The sequence below is a fragment of the Gordonia sp. VNK21 genome, from assembly GCF_046098115.1.
Taxonomy (GTDB): domain Bacteria; phylum Actinomycetota; class Actinomycetes; order Mycobacteriales; family Mycobacteriaceae; genus Gordonia.
Genome location: NZ_JBJURU010000019.1, coordinates 29380 through 49197, shown reverse-complemented (window position 1 = coordinate 49197; position 19818 = coordinate 29380). Strand labels below are relative to the sequence as shown.

Below are 19818 nucleotides of genomic sequence, written 5' to 3'. Positions count from 1 at the left end.
AGCGGGTGGCCAGGAAGTGGTCCATGTTGCGTTCGGCCATCGCGGTGATGGTCAGCGCCGGGTTGACCAGACCGACCGCACCGGGAAGCAGTGAGCCGTCCATCACGAACAGATTCGAATAGCCTTTCACCTCGCCGTAATGGCTTGCCGCACTGCCCATCACGACACCCCCGAGACCGTGGTAGGTGCTGCCCGAACCGAATCCCGTGGCCCGCGAGTACACCGGCACACCCGAGGCCGGGCGGCCGAAGCGGCCTTCGGTCCGCTGATGGAACCGGTCGAGGAAGGCCACCGCCCGGCGGTCGAGCCGGCTGCTCTGCGCCGGATGCGGGTAGTTGAGCACCGCCGTACCGGTGGAGCGCCGGTAGTCGATCGTGCCGCGTTCGTCCGTGTGCGCCTGCACCAGATGCGTGGTCGCCGCCTCGCCCATCGGCGCCGGCAACGGGGTGGCCTGGTAGACGATCGACACCGGTCCACCGGGCAGATCGTCCTCGTACATCCGAGCGTAGCCCGGTCCGCCCTGCACCGGGCCGGTCTCATCACTGGGATTGAGCCGGATGGCCAGGAAGTCGCCGTTGGTGCCGAAGCCCTCGCCGACCCGCGGGGACAGCCCGGGCAGTTCCCCGCGCGCCCGCGCCCCCACCAGCATGGCCGTGGTGTGGAACGAGCCGGCCGCCAGGAAGAGGTAGTCGGCCTCCTGCCGGACGGTCCGGACCGTGCGATGCGCGTCGTCGATCACCCGCACGGTGACCTCGAACCCGGGCCGTCGCGACCGCGGACGGATCCGGTAGACCTCGTGCATAGGCTTGACCGTGACGTGTCCGGTGGCCTCCGCGGCCGGCAGATAGTTGTGGTCCACGGAGTTCTTGGCGCCGCTGTTGACGCCATAGGTCAACTCGCCGTTGATGATCGACGGCGTCCGGGTGCCGGCGATCTCCTGGCGGACGATGTCCCAGTCGATCGCATAGTCGAAGAACGCCACGTCGTCGGGTCCGTACCGCTTGAGGACGTCGAGCCAGGTCCGGGCGCCCACATAGCGCGGATGCGCCAGGATGTCGTCCGGCAGCGGCGCCGCGCCGAGCATCTTCTTGGCCCGCGGGTAGTACGTGCGGTCGAGCTCGGCGTAGTCGACCGCGCCCGGGAAGACGTGCCGGAAGTCCTGGGCGCGCGGCTGGGGGAGGAAGGCGCCGAAGGCCAGCGAGCCGCCGCCCACGCCGGCGCCGTAGACGGCCTCCACACCGTTGCCGACGATCCGGTCCTGCAGACCGGGGTAGCGCTCGACCGGCACGGCCAGCCGGGAGTCGACGCCGGCCCGGCCGCTGAACCAGGAGGCCCGGCCGTCCGGGGCGGTCATCGTGGCGAAGGTGGTGCCGTCCGCACGGATCGGCCAGCGCCGGCCGCGCTCGAAGACCGTGGTGGTGATCCCGGCCTCGCCCAGGCGCAGCGCCGCCACCGCTCCGCCGAAGCCACTGCCGATCACGATCGCCGTCGCACCCGGATCCGGTGCCGCCGCAGCGGGGGAGCCGGCGAGGGCACCCGCCGCACCGACCGCGCCGAGAAAGCCGGTGGCGGCCGCTCCGCGCAGCACGGTCCGGCGAGACACACGCGTGCGTGCCGCATCGTCTGATGTCATCCTGTGAACTTAGCAGCGCGTGTTAGGTGAGACTAGCCTTAGTGCTCCCGGGTACCGCACATCTCACTCCCGGCGCCGGTCAGGGGATGACGTTGACCATCCGGCCCGGCACGTAGATCACCTTGCGCGGCTCACCGTCGAGCAGCGCGGCGATCTTCTCGTCGGCCAGGGCCACGGCGACCACCGCGGACTCCTCGGCGTCGGCGGGCACCTCGATACGGCTCCGCAGCTTGCCCTTGACCTGCACCGGGATCTCCACGGTGTCCTCGACGAGGAACCGCTCGTCGACCTCGGGGAAGGGCCCGTGCGCCAGAGAACCGTTGTGGCCCAGACGGTTCCACAGCTCCTCGGCGATATGCGGGGCGAGCGGCGCCAGCATCAGCACCAGCGGCTCCACGGCCGCCCGCGGCGCACCGCCGGGGTACTCCTTGGTGAGATGGTTGGTCAGCTCGATCAGCTTGGCGCCGGCGGTGTTCATCCGCAGGGCGTCGTAGTCGTCGCGGACGCCGGCGATCGTCTTGTGCAGCGTCTTGAGCGTGCCGGCGGGGGCGGCCTCGTCGCTCACCCGCACCGCACCCGACTCGTCGTCGACCACCAGACGCCAGACCCGCTGCAGGAAGCGCTGAGCGCCGACGACGTCCTTGGTGGCCCACGGCCGGGACTGGTCGAGCGGGCCCATCGACATCTCGTACACCCGCAGGGTGTCGGCGCCGTAGTCGCGGCAGATGTCGTCGGGAGCCACGGAGTTCTTGAGCGACTTGCCCATCTTCCCGTACTCCTGAGTCACCTCGGCGCCCTGGTAGTAGAACTTCCCGTCCTTCTCCTCCACCTCCTCGGCGGGCACGTATACCCCGCGCGCATCGGTGTAGGCGTAGGCCTGGATCATGCCCTGGTTGAACAGCCGGCGATAGGGTTCACCGCTGGTCACGTAACCCAGGTCGAAGAGCACCTTGTGCCAGAAGCGCGAGTAGAGCAGATGCAGCACCGCGTGCTCCACACCGCCGATGTAGAGGTCCACGCCGCCCGGATCGTCCGGCCCGTGCAGCGCCGGCCGCGGACCCATCCAGTACGCCTCGTTCTCCTTGGCGCACAACGTTTCCTGGTTGGTCGGATCGATGTAGCGCAGCTGGTACCAGGAGCTGCCGGCCCACTGCGGCATCACATTGGTGTCGCGCTGGTAGGTCTGCAGTCCGTCGCCCAGATCCAGGTCCACGGCCACCCACTCGGCGGCCTTGGCCAGCGGGGGAGACGGCACGCTGTCGGCGTCGTCCGGGTCGAACGAGACCGGCTGGTAGTCGGCCACCTCCGGCAGCTCCACGGGGAGCATGGCCTCGGGCAGCGGGTGCGGTGCGCCGTCCTCGTCGTACACGATGGGGAAGGGCTCGCCCCAGTAGCGCTGCCGGGCGAAGAGCCAGTCGCGCAGCTTGTACTGGACGGTGCCGGTGCCGGCGCCCTGCTCCTCGAGCCGGGCGATCACCGCGGCCTTGGCCTCGTCGACGTTCAGTCCGTCGAGGTAGCCGGAGTTCACCAGCGGTCCGTCACCGGTGTACGCCTGCTCGGTCACCCCGTCCGGGGAGCTGATCACCTCCAGGATCGGCAGCCCGAAGACGGTCGCGAACTCGTGGTCGCGGGTGTCGTGGGCCGGAACCGCCATGATCGCGCCGGTGCCGTAGCCGAGCAGGACGTAGTCGGCGATGAAGACCGGGATCAACCGTCCGTCAACGGGATTGGTGGCATAGGCACCGGTGAAGACACCGGTCTTCTGCTTGTTCTCCTGCCGCTCCAGATCCGACTTGGCGGCGATCGACGCCCGATAGTCCGCGACAGCGGTGCGCGGGTCGGCCGCACCGCCCGTCCAGCGGCTGTCCACGTCCTCCGGCCAGGCGTCGGCGACGAGGGCGTCGACCAGCTCGTGTTCGGGCGCGAGCACCATGTAGGAGGCGCCGAACAGGGTGTCGGGACGGGTGGTGAACACCTCGATCGCCGCGTCGAGACCGGGCACCGGGAAGCGCACCTGCGCACCGCGGGAGCGGCCGATCCAGTTGCGCTGCATGGTCTTGACCTTCTCCGGCCAGTCCAGCAGCTCCAGGTCGTCGAGCAGCCGGTCGGAGTAGGCGGTGATCCGCATCATCCACTGCCGCAGGTTCTTGCGGAAGACCGGGAAGTTGCCGCGCTCGCTGCGGCCGTCGGCGGTGACCTCCTCGTTGGCCAGTACGGTGCCCAGCCCGGGGCACCAGTTGACCAGCGAATTGCTCAGGTACACCAGCCGGTGCCGGTCGAGGACTTCGCGGCGCTCGGTGGCCGACAGCGCGGACCAGGTCCGGCCGTCGTCGAGGGTCCGGCCACCGGACTCGAAGTCGGCGATCAGTTCCTCGATGCGCCGGGCCTTTCCGGCCTCGGGGTCGAACCAGGCGTTGTAGATCTGCAGGAAGATCCACTGCGTCCAGCGGTAGAAGTCCACATCGGTGGTGGCCACCCGGCGCCGCTCGTCGTGCCCGAGGCCGAGCCGGCGGATCTGGCCGAGATAGCGCTCGATGTTGGCCTCGGTGGTGGTGCGCGGGTGCGTGCCGGTCTGCACCGCGTACTGCTCGGCCGGCAGACCGAACGAGTCGAAGCCCATCGTGTGCAGCACGTTGCGGCCGGCCATCCGCTGGAAGCGGGCGTAGACGTCGCTGGCGATGAAGCCCAGGGGGTGACCCACGTGCAGGCCCGCCCCGGACGGGTACGGGAACATGTCCTGCACGAAGAGCTTGTCGGGGGCGTCCGGGCCGGGGCCGTCGAACGCCGAGAAGTCGCCGGCGAGCGGCCCGACCGGGTTCGGTGCCGCGAAGGTCTGCTCGTCGGTCCAGTACTGCTGCCAGCGCGCCTCGATCTCACCGGCGCTCTGCGCGGTGTACCGATGGCCCTGATCGTTCTCGGCGATGCTCACCCGACCAGGGTAAATCGTCGCCGATGAGGGCGTCGAAGCGCCTCGGTCGTACAGTGATAACCGTGTTCGCTGTCTCTGTCGTCGCCGCGACGGTGGTTTTCGCCGTCGCCGCGCTCTGGTCGCTGACCGGTATCGCCGGACTCGCCGGGCGGCTGCCCCGCAATCGCTGGGCCGGTGTCCGCACCGATGCGACGATGGCCTCCGACACCGCCTGGACGCTGGCACAGCGTATCGCCTCGCCCGGCTATCTGGGCGGGGCTCTGGTGCTGCTGCTCGGCGGCCTGCTGGCGCTGTTCAACGACTACGGCTTCGCCTATGCGCTGGCCGCCCTGGTGCTGGGCCTGCTCGCCGTCGCCGTGGTCAGCGGCGTGGCCGTGCGCGCCACCGATGCGCTGCCCGCCGAGACCGGCGGCTGCAGCTCCGGATGCTGCTCCGGCGGCGATCAGCCGGCCGGCGGCGACGCGAGCGGCTGCGCCCCGGCGGGGGAGTCCGCCGATCCGGCCGCCGACTGCGGTGCGAGCAGCTGCGGTTCGTGCGCGCTCAACGGCCTGTGCACCTCTGAGGCCCATCCGACGGGACGCTGACGCCGCGATGCTCCGTCGTCTGCTCGACCGGTCGCCGCTCGACGGCTTCGTGCTGGCCATCCTCGCCGCCGTGGTGGTGGCGGCCTTCCTGCCCGCCCGCGGCGACTTCGCCGATGTGCTCGACTGGGTGGTCGTCGCGGCGATCGCGCTGCTGTTCTTCCTCTACGGGGCCCGGCTCTCGCCGCGCGAAGCCCTCGCCGGGCTGACCCACTGGCGGCTGCACCTGACCATTCTCGGGTTCACCTTCGTGCTCTTCCCGATCATCGGGGTGCTGCTCGATCCGGTGCTCAAGCACGTCGTCGGGGCCGACCTCTCGTCCGGGATCCTCTACCTGTGCCTGGTCCCGTCGACGGTGCAGTCGTCGATCGCCTTCACCTCCATCGCGCGCGGCAACGTGCCCGGTGCGATCGTCAGCGCCTCGGTCTCGAACCTGCTGGGCGTCTTCCTCACCCCGCTGCTGGTGGTCTGGCTGATGAGCACCGACGCCGGGGTGCACGTGGACGCCTCGTCGATCACCAAGATCGTGCTGCAGATCCTGGTGCCGTTCATCGTCGGCCAGCTGGCCCGGCCGCTGGTGACCCCGTTCCTCCAGCGCTACGCCGAGCCGACGAAACTGGTGGACCGCGGCTCGATCGTGCTGGTGGTGTACGTGGCCTTCAGCGAAGGTGTGCGCGACGGCCTCTGGTCGCTGGTGAGCGCCTGGGAGGTGATCCTGGTGCTGCTCATCTCCACCGCGCTGGTGGTGGCGATGCTGCTGCTCACCGGATGGCTGCCGCGCCGGCTCGGCTTCGACCGCGCCGACACCATCGCCATCCAGTTCTGCGGCACCAAGAAGTCCCTGGCCACCGGTCTGCCGATGGCCACCGTGCTGTTCGCCGGCGGCACCGTGGGCCTGATCGTGCTGCCGCTGATGATCTTCCACCAGATCCAGCTCATCCTGTGCTCGTGGCTGGCCTCGCGCTACGGGCGCGAGGCCGAGGCCGAGGCCGCCGCGTAGCCGCCGGCCCCCGGAGCAGCCGGGCCGCAGGGCTCTGTCGATGCCGTCGCCGTCGTGAGAAGCTGAGGACATGGCTGGATCGATCAGGGGACTGGTGGTGGCGGTGACCGGCGGCGGGGCCGGCATCGGACGGCGGATCGCCGAGCACGCCGCCCGCGCCGGGGCGATCGTCGCGGTCGGCGACCGGGATGAGCAGAGCGCCCGGGACACCGCGTCCGCCCTCGGGGCATCGGCCCGCGGCTACCCGCTGGACGTGACCGACGAGGCCTCCTTCCGCGGCTTCCTCGATGCCGTCGCCGCCGACCTCGGGCCGATCGACGTACTGGTCAACAACGCCGGGGTGATGTGGGTGGGCGCCTTCGACACCGAACCGGAGCAGGCCACCGAGGCGATGTTCGCGGTCAACGTCCTCGGCGTGATCCGCGGCGTCCGGCTCGCCGCCCCCAGAATGCGTGAACGCGGCCGCGGGCACATCGTCACCATCGCCTCGGCCGCCTCCAAGCTGGCGCCGCCCGGCGAGGCCTCGTACGCCGCCACCAAACACGCGGTGGCCGGCTATCTGACGGGGGTGCGCGAAGAACTCCACGCCACCGGGGTGCAGATCTCGATGATCATGCCCGGTGTGGTCGACACCGAACTCGCCTCCGGCACGGCGACCGGTGCCGCGAAGCTGCTCTCCCCGGATCAGGTGGCCCAGGCGGTGGTCAAGGTGATCCGCGCACCGCGCTTCGTCACCACCGTGCCCGGCTACATCGGACCCCTCGTCGCCGTCTCCGGCCTGCTGCCGCAGCGGATCCGGGACCGGCTGATGCGGGCGATGGTGCCGGACCAGGTGGCGGCCTCGGCCGGCGCCGATCGCAGCGACTACCAGAAGCGGGCGCTGGGCTGACTTCGGAAATCGGCCTGGCCCTGGGACCGGGCTGACCCGGGAACTGGGACGGCCGGCCCGGCTAATTGGTGAGCGGGTCGACCGGATAGGTCGCCAGTAGCGGCAGCGGCCACGGCTGACGGCGCAGCACGGTGTCCCAGATGTCGACGTCGGCCGGCGCGAGCAGATCGGTGGGCAGTCCGGGGGCCACCAGCCAGCTGTCCTCGGCGATCTCGTCGTCGAGCTGCCCGGCATCCCAGCCGGCGTACCCGGCGAAGATCCGCACACCGGTCAGCACCGGCGCCAGCTCCTCCGGATCGGCGTCGAGATCGACCATCACCACCGGTCCGAGCACCGGCCGCAGCTGGGGCTGCGTCTGCGGGTCGATGCCACTGCGGGTCACGCCGAGGCACACCGCCGACTCGGTCTGCACCGGGCCGCCGATGAACACCGCGCGCGGGGAGGCGGCGAGTTCGGCCCACTGGGGGAGCACGTTGAAGACGGCGGCCTCGCTCATCCGGTTGAGCACCACACCGAGGGTGCCGTTGTGGTCGTGCTCGATGAGGTAGATGACGGTGCGCGCGAACGTGGGCCCGGTCAGCGCTGTCGAGGCGATCAGCAGGGTACCGGGGCCGATCTCGGCATCGTTCTGGGGTTCGGCGGCCACCGACACATCATCGCACAGCAGACCGCCGGCATCGCTTCGTACGGGCCCGCGCACCGGTAGCCTTGATAGGTGAGGTTCATCGGTTCGCTGCGGCATTCGCCGGGTCTGTGGCGGCTGCTCGCCGTCCGGTTGACCAGTCAGATCAGCGACGGTGCCTTCCAGTCGGCGCTGGCCTTCTCGATCCTGTTCAATCCCGACCGGCACACCGATCCGCTCGCGGTGGCCGGCGGTTTCGCGGTGCTGCTGCTGCCGTACTCGGTGATCGGCCCGTTCGCCGGGGCCCTGCTCGACCACTGGGACCGCCGCCGAGTCCTGGTGTGGGTCAACGTCCTTCGCGCACTGGCCGTGATCGGGGTGGCGGCCACCATGCACTTCGGCGCCCCCGACACCGCGGTGCTGCTCTCTGCGTTGCTGGTGACCGGCTGCAGCCGGTTCGTCGCCTCCGGGCTCTCCGCCGGGCTGCCGCATGTGGCCGCCCGGGAGGTGATCGTGGAGACCAACGCCCTGTTCACGACCCTCGGCGCCGGGATGCTGGCCGCCGGGGCAGGGATCAGCACGCTGCTGCGGGCGATCTTCGGCTCCGACAACGACGGCTCCGGCAGCACGCTGCTCGCCGGCGCCGCGATCGCCCTCGTCTCGGCGCTCATCGCCGCCGGATTCGCCACCCGCGCACTGGGTCCGGACCAGCCCGACGACGCCGGCCGCTCCGCCCTGTACGCCGTCGGCCACGGTCTCGGGCACGGCGCCCGGGTGGCGGCGCGCACCCGCACGGTGGCCGTGGTGCTGGCCGCGCTCGGCGTGCATCGCTTCGTCTTCGGCGTGAACACCCTGATGCTGCTCATCGTGGTGCGGCAGGTGGACCTGGGCTGGCTGGGCGACGAGGTGCGGGCCCTGGCCGCCATCGGAGTCTGCATCGCCGCCGGCGCCCTCGCCGCCGCCTTCGCCGCGCCGCTGCTGGTGCGGACCGTGGGTCGGCGCACCACCATCACGGTGTCGCTGATCGCCGCGCTCGGCGGGCAGCTGTGCCTGATGGAGCTGACGCCGGTGACCGTGGTGATCAGCGGTGTGGTGCTGGGGCTGGCCGGGCAGACCATCAAGCTGTGCGGCGATGCGGCCATGCAGCTCGACGTCTCCGACACCTACCGCGGCCAGGTCTTCGCCGTCCAGGACGCCCTGTTCAACGTGACCTTCGTGGTGGCGATCGTGATCGCGGCGCTGAGCGTTCCGGCCGACGGGGTGTCGGTGACGCTGGTGGCCGTCGGCGCCCTGCTGTACGCGGTGGCCGCGGCCGGGGTGTGGCTGTGCCATCCGGCGCACGCCGCCCGTGTTCCGGTCACGGTCGGGGCCGTCGAACAGGCCGGCTGATCTATCCCAGCTGCACCGGCACGCTGGCCGGGCGCCGCACGTACGCGCCGGTGGCCCAGCGGATGCCGTCGAGGTCGACGGTGATGTCGCCGACGCGCGCGATCAGTTCCTCCAGCGCCACCCGGGCCTGCATGCGGGCGGCCGCCGCCCCCAGGCAGTGATGCGGGCCCTGGGCGAAGGTGAGGATCTGCCGAGGCCGGCGGCGCAGGTCCAGCTCGGCGGCATCGGGACCGAAGACCGTCTCGTCGCGATTGGCCGAACCGTAGAGCAGCAGCACCCGCCGTCCGGCCGGGATCTGCGCCTCGTCGATCTGCACCTCGGTGGTGGTGGTGCGGCACAGCCCCTGCACCGGTGAGGTGAGACGCAGGAACTCGTCGATCGCATCCGGGATGAGCGACGGCTCACGCCACAGGTCACGGCGCTGGTCCGGATTGCGTTCGAGCAGTTCCACCGCGCCGCCGAGCAGACCGGTGGTGGTGTCGTTGCCGCCGGCGACCATGGTGAAGGTGAAGCCGAGGATCGAGACCAGTCCGGCCGTGTCGGAGTCGTCGGCGCCCATCCCGGCCGCCACCAGTTGCGAGACCACGTCGTCGCCGGGTTCGCGGCGCCGTCGCTGCACCAGCTCGGCGAAGTAGCCCATCAGTTCGGTGACCGCCCCGGATGCGGTGGCGATGACCTCGGCGATGGAGCCGCCGCCGGAGTTGGCGGCGACGATCTGGTCGGTCCACCGGTCGAAGGCGACCCGGTCGGCGGCCGGGACCCCCAGATAGTGTGCCACCACCATCGACGGCAGGGGTTTGAAGAGCTGCGTCACGATGTCCCCGCCGCCCGCGGCGATGAGGTCCTCGAGCCGCTCGACGACGAACTCGCGTACCTGCGGCTCCACCTCGGAGACCTGGCGCGGGGTGAAGCCGCGGACCACCAGCGAGCGGAACGCGGTGTGCTCGGGCGGATCCTGCATCACCAGCGGCGGATTGTCGGTCAGACCGATCTGCTCCATGTCGCCGTAGTGCAGCGTGAGCCCCTGCGCGGAGGAGAAGGTCTGCGGGTCGCGGGCGGCGCGCCAGACGTCGGCGTGCCGGGGGAGGACGTAGTACTCGAGCTCCTCGCCGGCGGCCGGGCTGGCGCGGTGGACGGGACCGGCGGTTCGCAGGCGGGAGTACATGGTGAAGGGATCGGCCCAGGTGCTGCCGCTGCGCGGGACGAACACCGGTGCGGTGAGGGAGGCTGGCGTACTCATGCGAGGTCCTTCGTCGACTGATGCCGACGCTAAGACATTTTCGTCCGTCTGTCTCAGCTATCGCCGACCGGGCCGGGGAGCGTGCGGACCCGGTCGGCGTAGCCGTCGCCGTCGAGGTCTTCGAGGACCTGATCCGGGACGCCGTCGCCGTCGGAGTCCACCTCCAGCCGCCCGATCGCCGGGGCCGCCTCGTCGGGGCCGTCGGCACTCGTCCCGGCGGCGGCGCCGTCCTCGCCGGGGCGGTGACCGTCGGGGCCTCCGGCCGGCTGCTCCCACAGGCCGCGGCCCCCGTCGGTGAACGCGGTCTCGGGCCGGCCGTCGTCGTCCAGATCCAGCACGGCCCGATCGGCCCGGCCGTCCCCGTCCGTGTCGGCCATCGCATCGTCGACGCGGCCGTCGCCGTCGAAGTCCAGCGCCACCGCATCGAGTGCGCCGTCGCCGTCCAGATCGAGGTCGGCGGGGGAGTGCCAGGTGGTCAGCGGGCCGTCGCCGGTGCCGAAGAAGTACTCGAGTCCGTCCATATCGATAGGACGCGCCGGCCCGGACTCGGGTTCCACGACACACCGTCGGGGGAGGAGGTCAGTACCCCATGGTGCGCAGAGCCGCGGCCAGCTGATCGAGCTGCTCGCGTTCGACGTCCAGGTGCGGGCTGATACGCAGCACCGACTGCTCGGTGGCCAGCGGCGCCCGCCAGGAATCGGCGCAGGTCACCAGCAGGCCCTGCTCGGCGAGTCTGCGCTGCGCGGTGGCCACGTCCGACGGCTCCCAGCCGGGCGGCGGGGCCAGGGTGACCAGTGCGGACGGCTCGTCGACGGGTTCGAGGACCTCCCACGATCCGATCCCGTCGAGCCGCTCGCGGGTGGTGCGGCCGATGGCCGCCAGCTCGCGGAAGACCTTCTGCTGCCCGATCTCGAGGACCTCGGAGACCGCCTGCGCCAGACCGAGCTGACCGGCCACATACGGCTCGGACGAGTCCACCGACACCGGCCGGAGGACGTCGTCGCGCACGGCGATGAAACCCACCCCGCGCGGGCCGGTGAGCCATTTGCGGGCGGTGCCGTACACCACGTCGGCGCCGGTCACGGTGGGCACGTGACCCACCGACTGCGCCATGTCGACCACCACCGGCACGCCGGCGTAGTGCGCCACCTCGACGATCTGCGGCACCGGCTGCACGATGCCGCTCGCCGAGCCGATGTGGCAGACGTGGATGAAGTCCGGCTGCTCGAACTGCAGCATGTTCTCCAGGGCGTCGACGTCGACGTGCCCGTAGACGTCCGCCGCCGGCATGGTGCGCACCACCAGTTCCCGCCGCTCGAATTCGTCGAGATTGGGGCCGAACTCGTTCGATGCCACCCACACGGTTCCGGCGACCGGGATCTTCCAGCTGTTGAGCAGGGCACGCAGACAGGTCCGCGCACTGTCCCGGTACGAGAGCTCCTCGGGCCGGTGGCCGATCAGCGAGGCCAGCGCCCGGCGGCCGCCCGCGAGCACCCCGCCCTGCTCGGTGGCCGCCACATAGGAGCCGAGCTGGGCCTCCCGCAGCAGGTGATCGCTGATCGCCTTGATCGTCGCCATCGACGACCGGCCGGCCGATGCGGCGTCCAGATGGCCGATCGTCGGCTCGATCCGCGCCGAATGCCATCTCTCCCCGAGGTCGCTGCAGAACATGCCTGTAAATCTACCGCTGAGCCCACCAGTCCAGTAGCGCGGCCTGCGCCTCCTCGCGGGACATCGGACCGGCGTCGAGCCGAAGATCCTTGAGGAACTTCCACGCCTGCCCCACCTCCGGCCCGGGTGGCAGTCCGAGGATCTCCATGATCGCGTTCCCGTCCAGGTCAGGACGGACCCGGCTGAGGTCCTCGGCCTCCTGCAGCTGCGCGATGCGCCGCTCGAGATCGTCGTAGTTCTCCTGCAGTCGCCGCGCCCGGCGCCGGTTGCGGGTGGTGCAGTCGGCGCGCACCAGTTTGTTCAGCCGCGGCAGCAGCTCGCCGGCATCGGTGACGTAGCGGCGCACCGCCGAGTCCGTCCACTTGCCGTCGCCGTAGCCGTGGAACCGCAGATGCAGGTAGACCAGCTGCGCGATGTCGTCGACCATCGCCTTGGGGTATTTGAGCGCCCGCAGCCGCTTGCGGGCCATCTTGGCGCCGACCACCTCGTGGTGGTGGAAGCTGACCCCACCGGCCGGTTCGTGCCTGCGGGTGGCGGGCTTGCCGATGTCGTGCAGCAGCGCCGCCCAGCGCAGCACCACATCGGGGCCGTCCTCCTCCAGATCGATCGCCTGGCGGAGCACCGTCAGCGAATGCTGGTAGACGTCCTTGTGCTGGTGGTGCTCGTCGATGGTCAGCTGCATCGCCGGGATCTCGGGCATCACCCGCTCGGCGAGACCGGTGCGCACCAGCAGCTCCACCGCCTCGATCGGATGCTCGCCGCAGATCAGCTTGTCCAGCTCCATCCGCACCCGTTCGGCGGTGATGCGGTCGATCTCGCCGGCCATCTCGGTGATGGCGGCCAGCGTCCTCTCGGACAGTGTGAACCCGAGCTGCGAGACGAACCGGATGCCGCGCAGCATCCGGAGCGGGTCGTCGTTGAACGAGTCGGCGGGGGAGGCCGGTGTGTCGATGACGCCGGCCAGCACGTCGCCGAGACCGTCGAGCGGATCGCAGAACTCCTGGCCGCCGTCGGCGCCCAGGCGCACCGCCATCGCGTTGATCCGGAAGTCGCGGCGGATCAGGTCGCCCTCGAGGGTGTCGCCGAAGGTCACCGTGGGATTGCGGCTCACCCGGTCGTAGACGTCGGCCCGGAACGTGGTGATCTCGATCTGCTGATCGGCCTTCGCGGCGCTGACCGTGCCGAAGTCGATGCCGGTGTCCCAGACCGCGTCGGCCCAGCCGCCCAGCACCTCCACGATCACCTCCGGCCGCGCATCGGTGGTGAAGTCCAGGTCGTTGCCGAGCCGGCCGAGCACCGCATCGCGCACACTCCCGCCCACCAGGTACAGGCTGTGACCGCGGTCGGCGAAGCGCTGCGCCAGGGGAGTGATCACCCCGGACAGTTCCCGCAGCGCGACCACCGCGCCGGCGAGCAGCTCTGTTCGGCGCAGCTGCTCATCCGACGAGGTCACGCGGTCGGGCTGCGCACGAGAGGTCATGGCATGTCAGCCTACCGATGACGGTCGCCGTCGCCGCCATCGCGGGCGTAACCCGGCCCGCGCGGCCGCCTGAACGAACAGCGGGTGACAAGCGGATAGAGTCGACGTGTGTCAGCCGAATCCTCTGTGAACCGAACGGACGTCGCCAGCGACGATCCGTCGGCAGGGGATGCATCGGCGGCCCGGCCCCGGCGCAATCGGCGCGGACGCCGCCGGCGTGGGCGCCGCGGCAAGAATCCGTCCGCCGGCCAGAACAGGTCCGCGCAGAATCCGTCGGCGACCACCGGGGACCGGTCACCGGCGAGCGGCGCCGAGAAGGCCGACGGATCGGGTGCCGCCGGCCGGCAGCCGCCCAAACCCGGACCTCGCACCGCCGGCGGACACCGATCCGATCGGCCCGTCCCCGGTCCGGCCAAACCCGGCGGCGCACCCGCTGACCAGCGCCGCAACGAGCGGAAGACCCCCAAACCCGGCCCACCGGCCCGCAGCAACGGACCCGCACCCGGCCGCGGCCCCAAACCCTCCGATCTGGCCGCCCGCACCGAGAACCAGTCCGGCACCCCGGCCGCCATGCCGCGCACCAAACGCCGCAGCGGCTCCGGCGGCTCCGGCGGAAACCGGCGCGGCGATGCGCCCGCCCAGCGCCCCGGCCAGCCCCAGCAGCGGCTGCGCACGGTCCGCGAGACCTCGGCCGGCGGTCTGGTGCTCTCGAGCCTGGACGCGCCCTTCGAGGAGATCGAGGCGGTGCTGATCGGCCGGGTGGACCGGCGCGGCCGGATGATGTGGTCGCTGCCCAAGGGACACATCGAGACCGGAGAGACGGCCGAACAGACCGCCATCCGGGAGGTCGCCGAGGAGACCGGCGTCTGCGGCACGATCATCACCGAGCTGGGCAAGATCGACTACTGGTTCGTCAGCGAGGGCCGGCGCATCCATAAGACGGTGCACCATTATCTGCTGCGTTACGCCGGCGGAGAGCTCTCCGACGCCGACTACGAGGTGGCCGAGGTGGCCTGGGTGCCGCTCGCCGAACTGCCCCGCCGACTGACGTACTCTGACGAACGAAGGCTGGCGCGGGCCGTAGAGGGCGTCGTCGACGAGCTGCGCAACGATCCGGATCGGCTCGCGCGCTCGGAAGCCGAATCGATCCGTACCGAGCCGAACGACTATGAGAAAGCCGCCGCCGCCCGCAACCAGCGCCGCAACGAGCCGCCGCCACCGCCGCGGCCCCGGCGGCGCAAGCGGCGTCCGCGTCGCAGCGGCGGCGGGGGCCACGCAGCGGGTCCGTCCACCGGCGGCGATGCCCGCGGCCCCGGTTCGGCACCACCGCACTCCGACCGTGGCAGCGGTGACGGCTGACCGCGCCCGCCGGGGACCGGTACTGCTGGCAACGCTCGCCGCCGTGCTCGCGTTGCTGCTGATCAGTGTGCCGATGGTGAGTTCACCGGCCCGCGCGGACAACCCTGCCTACGCCAGTCTCGAACTGACCGAGATCACCCCCACCGTGGTCACCGCGTCCACCGGCGACACGGTGACGGTGGCCGGCACCGTCACCAACACCTTCGACCGGCCGATCAGCGGCCTGCAGGTCCGGCTCCAGCTGGGCGACCGCATCACCGAAGCGATCGGTCTGCGCACTTCGCTGATGGAGGCCACCGGGACCTACGGCACCGTGACCTCGGTCGAGTCGATCACCAGCCGGCTCGCCCCCGGCGCCCGCGCCGACTTCCGCATCGAGGTGCCGATCAACGGTCCCGGCGGGCTGGGCATCGGTGCGGCCGGGGTGTATCCGCTGATGGTCAACGTGACCGGCACCCCCGAGTACGGAGGGCCGGTGCAGATCGCCTCCTCACGCACACTGCTGCCGGTGCTGTCGCTGCCGCCCGACGCCGCGCGGGCCACCGACCCGCTGGCCGCCGGCGACGAGAGCACCGGCCTGGTGGGCCGGGACGGCTCCATCGCCGCCAACACCAGCGATCCGGCGGCGCTCACCGTGCTGTGGCCGCTGGCCGCCCCGCCGCAGGTGATGCCCGGATCGCTCGGCGGCGGCACCGAGGACCTGCGGCTGACCACCGACTCGCTGGCCACCGACCTCAAACCCGACGGCCGGCTCGGCGCACAGCTCTCGGTGCTGACCTCGCTCGCCACCATGGACCAGGGCATCGACGACGGGGAGGACGGCGACGAAGATGCCGGCGGATCGTCGAGCGCCGCACCGTCGACCACGACCCGCCGCCCCGCCGGGCCGATATCCCCCGACGAGAAGGTCCGGGACGGCCTGTGCGTCGCGGTCGATCCGGATCTGCTGAGCACCGTCGAGCAGATGACGGACGGCTATCGGGTGATGAAGAAGGCCGACGATCCCGGATCCGGGACCGTGGCGGGCACCGGTAAGGAGGCCGCCGCCGACTGGCTCGAGTCGCTGCGCACCGTCGCCCGCACCACCTGCATCGTCGCTCTGCCGTTCGCACAGGCCGGACTGGACTCGCTCAGCCTGATCGGCGATCAGGAGCTGGCCTCCTCGGCCGTCCGCGATCCGGCCGACCTGGTCGACTCGATTCTGCGCACCACCTCGGTGCGCGGACTGACCGTGCCGGCGGTCGGCACCCTCTCCGCCGCCGGCCGCGACCTGCTCGGTGATCTGGACGTCAACGCCGCCGCCGTCGCCTCCTCGGCACTCGAGGTGGCGCCGGACCGCACCACCAGGGCCGGCCGCTACCGGTCCGGCGACGTCCGGCTGCAGACCTACCAGGCACCGATCACCGCCGCCCTCGGCGGACTGGGCAGCAGCCCGGTGGTCCCGGCGATCATGCCCGCCTGGCAGCGGCCCGACCTGTCCGGGGAGTCCGCGCTGAGCCGGCGGCAGAGCGCCTCGGCGGCGATGACCTTCCCGATGCTCTCGACCGGCTCGCAGGTGGCCGACGACGACGCGGCGACCGCCGGTCCGGTGACCGGGCGCAGCGCGCTGCTGATGCCGCCGACCTACTGGTCGCCCACCGTGGCCGACGCCCAGGCGCTCCTGGACACCGCGAGCCTGATGATCGCCTCCGGGGTGGCCCGGGAACTGCCGCTGACCACCCTGATCGAGGATCTCGGTCACGCCTCCCGGCCGGCCGCCCTGACCACCCCCGGCGATGTGGAACCACTGATGGCGCAGGGCTTCCCCGTCTCCTCCGAGCAGGCCGGCCGGGCCCGCTCGAACCTCGAACTGTCCTGGCAGCTGCAGACCTCTCTGGTCGACGAACCGGACGGGGTGACCAGTCCCGAGACCTACCTGACGCCGCTGCGCCAGGACGTGCTGCGGGCGGTGAGCACCCCGGAGGGCATCGACCTGGACAGGGCGCGTGCGCAGCGCTCGCTGCGGCTCGACACCGTCACCGCAACCCTGGACAAGATGCGCACCGCCGTCGGCATCCTCGATCCGGGCGGCCGCTACACCCTGGCCTCCGAACGCAGTCCGCTGCTGCTGGTGGTGCGCAACGATCTGGCGCTGCCCGTCCGGGTCCGGCTCAACGTGACCGCCCCCGAAGCCCTCGAAGTGGGCGACGTGGGGGTGGTGGAGATCCCGCCCAAGGGCACCCGCCAGCTGCAGCTGCCCACCCACGCCTCCAGCTCGGAGCGGGCCACGGTACGGATCAGTCTGGTCACCTCCACCGGCGTGACCCTCAGTGAGCCGATCGAGCTGTCGGTGTACTCCAACGCCTACGGCAAGGCGCTGTTCTGGATCACCATCGCCGCCGGCATCGTGCTGGTGCTGCTGACCGCGCGCCGGCTGTGGCACCGCTTCCGCGGTGAACCCGATCCGGCCGACGAGGACCGGCCCGAACCCGACGAGGCCGATCTGCTGGCGGCCTCGGCCCCGTACGAGCAACGGCTCGAGGTGGTGCGCGAAGAACAGCTCCGGGATGAGGACGCGGGCGTCGGCCGTCCCTCGCCGGAACCGTCCGCCCGGGATGCGGACGCACCCGGAACGGACGCACCCGGTGCCGACGGCCCGGCTTCGAGCGGATCCGACGACGATCGGGAGAACTCATGAATTCACGTCACGAGCGCCCCCAGGGACCGGGCCGTCCCGGCCCCGCCCGCGCGCATCCGGTCCGGTACGAACCGCAGCCCGGACGTCATGAGGGGCCCGGCGCGCCTGCGCGCGGCGCCCCGCACATGATGGCCGAGACCGAACTGCTCGAGGACAACGCCGCGGCATCGGCCGGCAAGACCTCCGACGCCTCGGTGATGCGCACCGGCGGATCCATCGCCATCGCCACCCTGGTCAGCCGCATCACCGGCTTCATCCGCACGGTGCTGGTGCTGGCCATGCTCGGCGGCGCGGTCTCGTCGGCCTTCCAGGCCGCCTACGTGCTGCCCAACATGATCGCCGAGGTGGTCCTCGGTGCGGTGCTGACCGCCATCGTCATCCCGGTCCTCGCCCGCGCCGAAGCCGAGGACGACGACGGCGGCGCCGACTTCATCAACCGCATCTTCACCCTCGCCCTGCTGGTGCTGACCCTGGCGACGGTCGCCGCGCTGGTCGCCGCACCGGTGCTGACCGCGATGAACGTCGGCGACGGCCATGTGGACCGGGATCTGGCCACCGCACTGGCGTATCTGCTGCTCCCGGAGATCCTGTTCTACGGGCTGTCCGCGCTGTTCATGGCGATCCTGAACATGCGCAACATCTTCAAACCCGGTGCCTGGGCGCCGGTGCTGAACAACATCGTGCAGATCATCACCCTGGTGCTGTACTTCGTGATGCCCGGCGAGATCACCGCCAATCCGCTGGCGATGAGCGATCCGAAGCTGCTGGTGCTCGGCGTGGGCACCACCATCGGCGTGGTGGTCCAGGCCGCGATCCTGCTGCCCTACCTCAAGCGGGCCGGTGTCCGGCTGCGGCTCAAGTGGGGGATCGACGACCGGCTGCGCCGCTTCGGCAACATGGCCGTCGCGATCATCGGCTACGTCCTGGTGCTGCAGGTGGGCATGGTGATCACCTACCGGATCGCCGCCTCCGCCACCGACTCGGGCATCGCCGTCTACGCCACCAGCTGGCAACTGCTGCAGCTGCCCTACGGCGTGCTCGGTGTGACCATCCTGACCGCGATCATGCCGAGGCTGTCGCGCAACGCCGCCGCCGACGACACCCCCGCCGTGGTCGACGACATGTCACTGGCCACCCGGCTCACCATGATCGCGCTGGTGCCGGCCGTGGCGTACATGACCTTCTTCGGACCCGCGATCGGCATGGCGGTGTTCAACTTCGGGAACTTCGGCGAGCACGACGCCTCACAGCTCGGCTCGGTACTGGCCTGGGGTGCGTTCACGCTGATCCCGTATGCGATGACCCTGGTGCAGCTGCGCGTCTTCTACGCGCGCGAGGACGCGTGGACGCCCACGCTGATGGTGGTCGGCATCACCGCCGTCAAGGTGGCCGCGTCCTATCTGGGCCCGGTGCTCTTCGACGATCCGGATCTGGTGGTGCGCTGGCTGGCGCTCGCGAACGGCCTGGGCTACCTGGTCGGCGCGATCGTCGGCCACTATCTGCGCAAGCGCTCGCGGTCGGTCGCGTGGTGGTCTAGGCCTAGCAGCTTCTCGTGGCCCGGGTCTATCCTGCGCCGGTGGAACTGCCGCCACTACGGCTGGTGGTAGTCGCACCCGCAGGTGCGCAGGAGCGCGCGCATCTTCTGCGCGTCGACGTGGTCCCAGTAGCGTATGCCCTAGTCGCACTTGCGTGGGGTCCGGTCATGGCTCGGCTCGACACTCCGCAGCACGAGCGGCTTCAAGGGCTTCAACTTGTGGCGGTACGGCTAGCGCCCAGGCTTCTTCCAGTACATGCGGTGCCGGCCGTGGTCGCGCTAGTACCACTCGGCCCACCGGTCACTGTACAGCAGCTGGTGCCGCCCCCACAGCAGCCGCCGCCGCAACGCGCTGTCGGAGCCGTACTAGCGCCAGTCCTACCAGTGTGGCTCGTGCGGCATCCCGTCGACGTCGTCAACGGTCGACCACCGCATCTGCCGCTACGGGCTCAGCCACCGCCTCCGCCGCTAGGCCATCCACTAGTGGTACGGGTGGACGTCGTGGTCCTGCATCGGCTACTAGCGCTGCCGGTACAACGGCTTCGCCGCGTCGGCCAGCAGCTAGGGGGTGAACTCGGCGTCGGCCTGTGGCCGGGCGAACTCCATCCCGTCGTCCTAGCGCCGGACCTGGTGGTGCGGCTACCACCACGGGTGCGGCTCGTGGTCGTCGAAGCCTAGCGAGTAGCGGTCGCCTAACCGCCACTAGAGCGGCCCGTAGTGCTTCATGTCGTGGTCCCACTACTAGACGTGCTACAACAAGTCGTGGCCGCGGGTCCGTGGCCCAAACTTCTACAACGCGTACAAGTCCTAGCGG

14 protein-coding genes are annotated in these 19818 nt (G+C 70.9%); 7 read left to right on the top strand and 7 right to left on the bottom strand.

Going from position 1 to position 19818, the window contains the following annotated elements; genetic code table 11:
* Both ACJMNC_RS16835 and leuS read right to left on the bottom strand, forming a co-directional pair.
* Window positions 1-1633 (bottom strand): GMC oxidoreductase (locus ACJMNC_RS16835; protein ID WP_408949108.1); only part of this gene is annotated, 1633 nt, incomplete at its 3' end.
* Between the two features lie 79 nt (window positions 1634-1712).
* Window positions 1713-4562: a leucine--tRNA ligase gene (gene leuS / locus ACJMNC_RS16830; protein WP_408949107.1), complete on the bottom strand. Its 2850-nt coding sequence runs from the start codon at window positions 4560-4562 to the stop codon at window positions 1713-1715.
* Window positions 4563-4624: 62 nt separating this feature from the next.
* Between leuS and ACJMNC_RS16825 the strand changes: the two genes are divergently transcribed.
* From ACJMNC_RS16825 to ACJMNC_RS16815, 3 genes are all read left to right on the top strand, one after another.
* Complete coding sequence (locus ACJMNC_RS16825; protein WP_408949106.1) at window positions 4625-5146, top strand: SdpI family protein; 522 nt, start codon at window positions 4625-4627, stop codon at window positions 5144-5146.
* Window positions 5147-5153: 7 nt separating this feature from the next.
* Window positions 5154-6143 (top strand): bile acid:sodium symporter family protein, encoded by a 990-nt coding sequence (locus ACJMNC_RS16820; RefSeq protein WP_408949105.1) that lies wholly within the window; start codon window positions 5154-5156, stop codon window positions 6141-6143.
* Window positions 6144-6213: 70 nt separating this feature from the next.
* Window positions 6214-7032 (top strand): SDR family oxidoreductase, encoded by an 819-nt coding sequence (locus ACJMNC_RS16815; protein WP_408949104.1) that lies wholly within the window; start codon window positions 6214-6216, stop codon window positions 7030-7032.
* 61 nt (window positions 7033-7093) lie between these two features.
* On the opposite strand, the gene ACJMNC_RS16810 is transcribed toward ACJMNC_RS16815, so the two are convergent.
* On the bottom strand, window positions 7094-7678 hold the full coding sequence (locus ACJMNC_RS16810) for a YqgE/AlgH family protein (RefSeq protein ID WP_408949103.1): 585 nt from the start codon (window positions 7676-7678) through the stop codon (window positions 7094-7096).
* Window positions 7679-7747: 69 nt separating this feature from the next.
* On the opposite strand from ACJMNC_RS16810, the gene ACJMNC_RS16805 reads away from it, so the two are divergent.
* Window positions 7748-9043, top strand: a complete 1296-nt coding sequence (locus tag ACJMNC_RS16805; protein ID WP_408949102.1) for an MFS transporter — start codon at window positions 7748-7750, stop codon at window positions 9041-9043.
* Window position 9044: 1 nt separating this feature from the next.
* Here ACJMNC_RS16805 and ACJMNC_RS16800 read toward each other — a convergent pair whose 3' ends face one another.
* From ACJMNC_RS16800 to ACJMNC_RS16785, 4 genes are read right to left on the bottom strand one after another with little or no spacing between them, the layout of a single operon-like run.
* Window positions 9045-10283, bottom strand: coding sequence for a cytochrome P450 (locus ACJMNC_RS16800; RefSeq protein WP_408949101.1), 1239 nt, complete (start codon window positions 10281-10283; stop codon window positions 9045-9047).
* Window positions 10284-10336: 53 nt separating this feature from the next.
* Window positions 10337-10804: a hypothetical protein gene (locus ACJMNC_RS16795; protein WP_408949100.1), complete on the bottom strand. Its 468-nt coding sequence runs from the start codon at window positions 10802-10804 to the stop codon at window positions 10337-10339.
* 58 nt (window positions 10805-10862) lie between these two features.
* Window positions 10863-11954 carry an aminotransferase class V-fold PLP-dependent enzyme gene (locus ACJMNC_RS16790; protein WP_408949099.1) on the bottom strand — a complete coding sequence of 364 codons (1092 nt, stop codon included), beginning with the start codon at window positions 11952-11954 and terminating at the stop codon, window positions 10863-10865.
* A gap of 10 nt (window positions 11955-11964) precedes the next feature.
* Entirely contained in the window at window positions 11965-13434 is a 1470-nt protein-coding gene (locus ACJMNC_RS16785; protein ID WP_408949098.1) for a CCA tRNA nucleotidyltransferase, read from the bottom strand.
* 108 nt (window positions 13435-13542) lie between these two features.
* Here ACJMNC_RS16785 and ACJMNC_RS16780 point away from each other — a divergent pair, with 108 nt between their 5' ends.
* The 3 genes from ACJMNC_RS16780 to murJ all read left to right on the top strand — a co-directional run bounded on the left by ACJMNC_RS16780 (window position 13543) and on the right by murJ (window position 19077).
* The gene (locus ACJMNC_RS16780) at window positions 13543-14793 is read left to right on the top strand and encodes an NUDIX domain-containing protein (protein ID WP_408949097.1); all 1251 of its coding nucleotides are present in this window, start codon (window positions 13543-13545) and stop codon (window positions 14791-14793) included.
* Entirely contained in the window at window positions 14783-17470 is a 2688-nt protein-coding gene (locus ACJMNC_RS16775) for a DUF6049 family protein (protein ID WP_408949096.1), read from the top strand. Before ACJMNC_RS16780 ends, ACJMNC_RS16775 begins: the two co-directional genes overlap by 11 nt.
* A 125-nt stretch (window positions 17471-17595) precedes the next feature.
* Window positions 17596-19077 carry a murein biosynthesis integral membrane protein MurJ gene (gene murJ, locus ACJMNC_RS16770; RefSeq protein WP_408949109.1) on the top strand — a complete coding sequence of 494 codons (1482 nt, stop codon included), beginning with the start codon at window positions 17596-17598 and terminating at the stop codon, window positions 19075-19077.
* The last annotated feature ends 741 nt before the right edge of the window (window positions 19078-19818 follow it).

What these genes read in the sequence shown, in the direction of transcription:
- ACJMNC_RS16815 (WP_408949104.1), top strand. Translation starts at nt 6,214, where the DNA reads ATGGCTGGATCGATCAGGGGACTGGTGGTGGCGGTGACCGGCGGCGGG.
- ACJMNC_RS16795 (WP_408949100.1), bottom strand. Translation starts at nt 10,804, where the DNA reads ATGGACGGACTCGAGTACTTCTTCGGCACCGGCGACGGCCCGCTGACC.
- ACJMNC_RS16790 (WP_408949099.1), bottom strand. Translation starts at nt 11,954, where the DNA reads ATGTTCTGCAGCGACCTCGGGGAGAGATGGCATTCGGCGCGGATCGAG.
- ACJMNC_RS16785 (WP_408949098.1), bottom strand. Translation starts at nt 13,434, where the DNA reads ATGACCTCTCGTGCGCAGCCCGACCGCGTGACCTCGTCGGATGAGCAG.
- ACJMNC_RS16820 (WP_408949105.1), top strand. Translation starts at nt 5,154, where the DNA reads ATGCTCCGTCGTCTGCTCGACCGGTCGCCGCTCGACGGCTTCGTGCTG.
- murJ (WP_408949109.1), top strand. Translation starts at nt 17,596, where the DNA reads ATGATGGCCGAGACCGAACTGCTCGAGGACAACGCCGCGGCATCGGCC.
- ACJMNC_RS16800 (WP_408949101.1), bottom strand. Translation starts at nt 10,283, where the DNA reads ATGAGTACGCCAGCCTCCCTCACCGCACCGGTGTTCGTCCCGCGCAGC.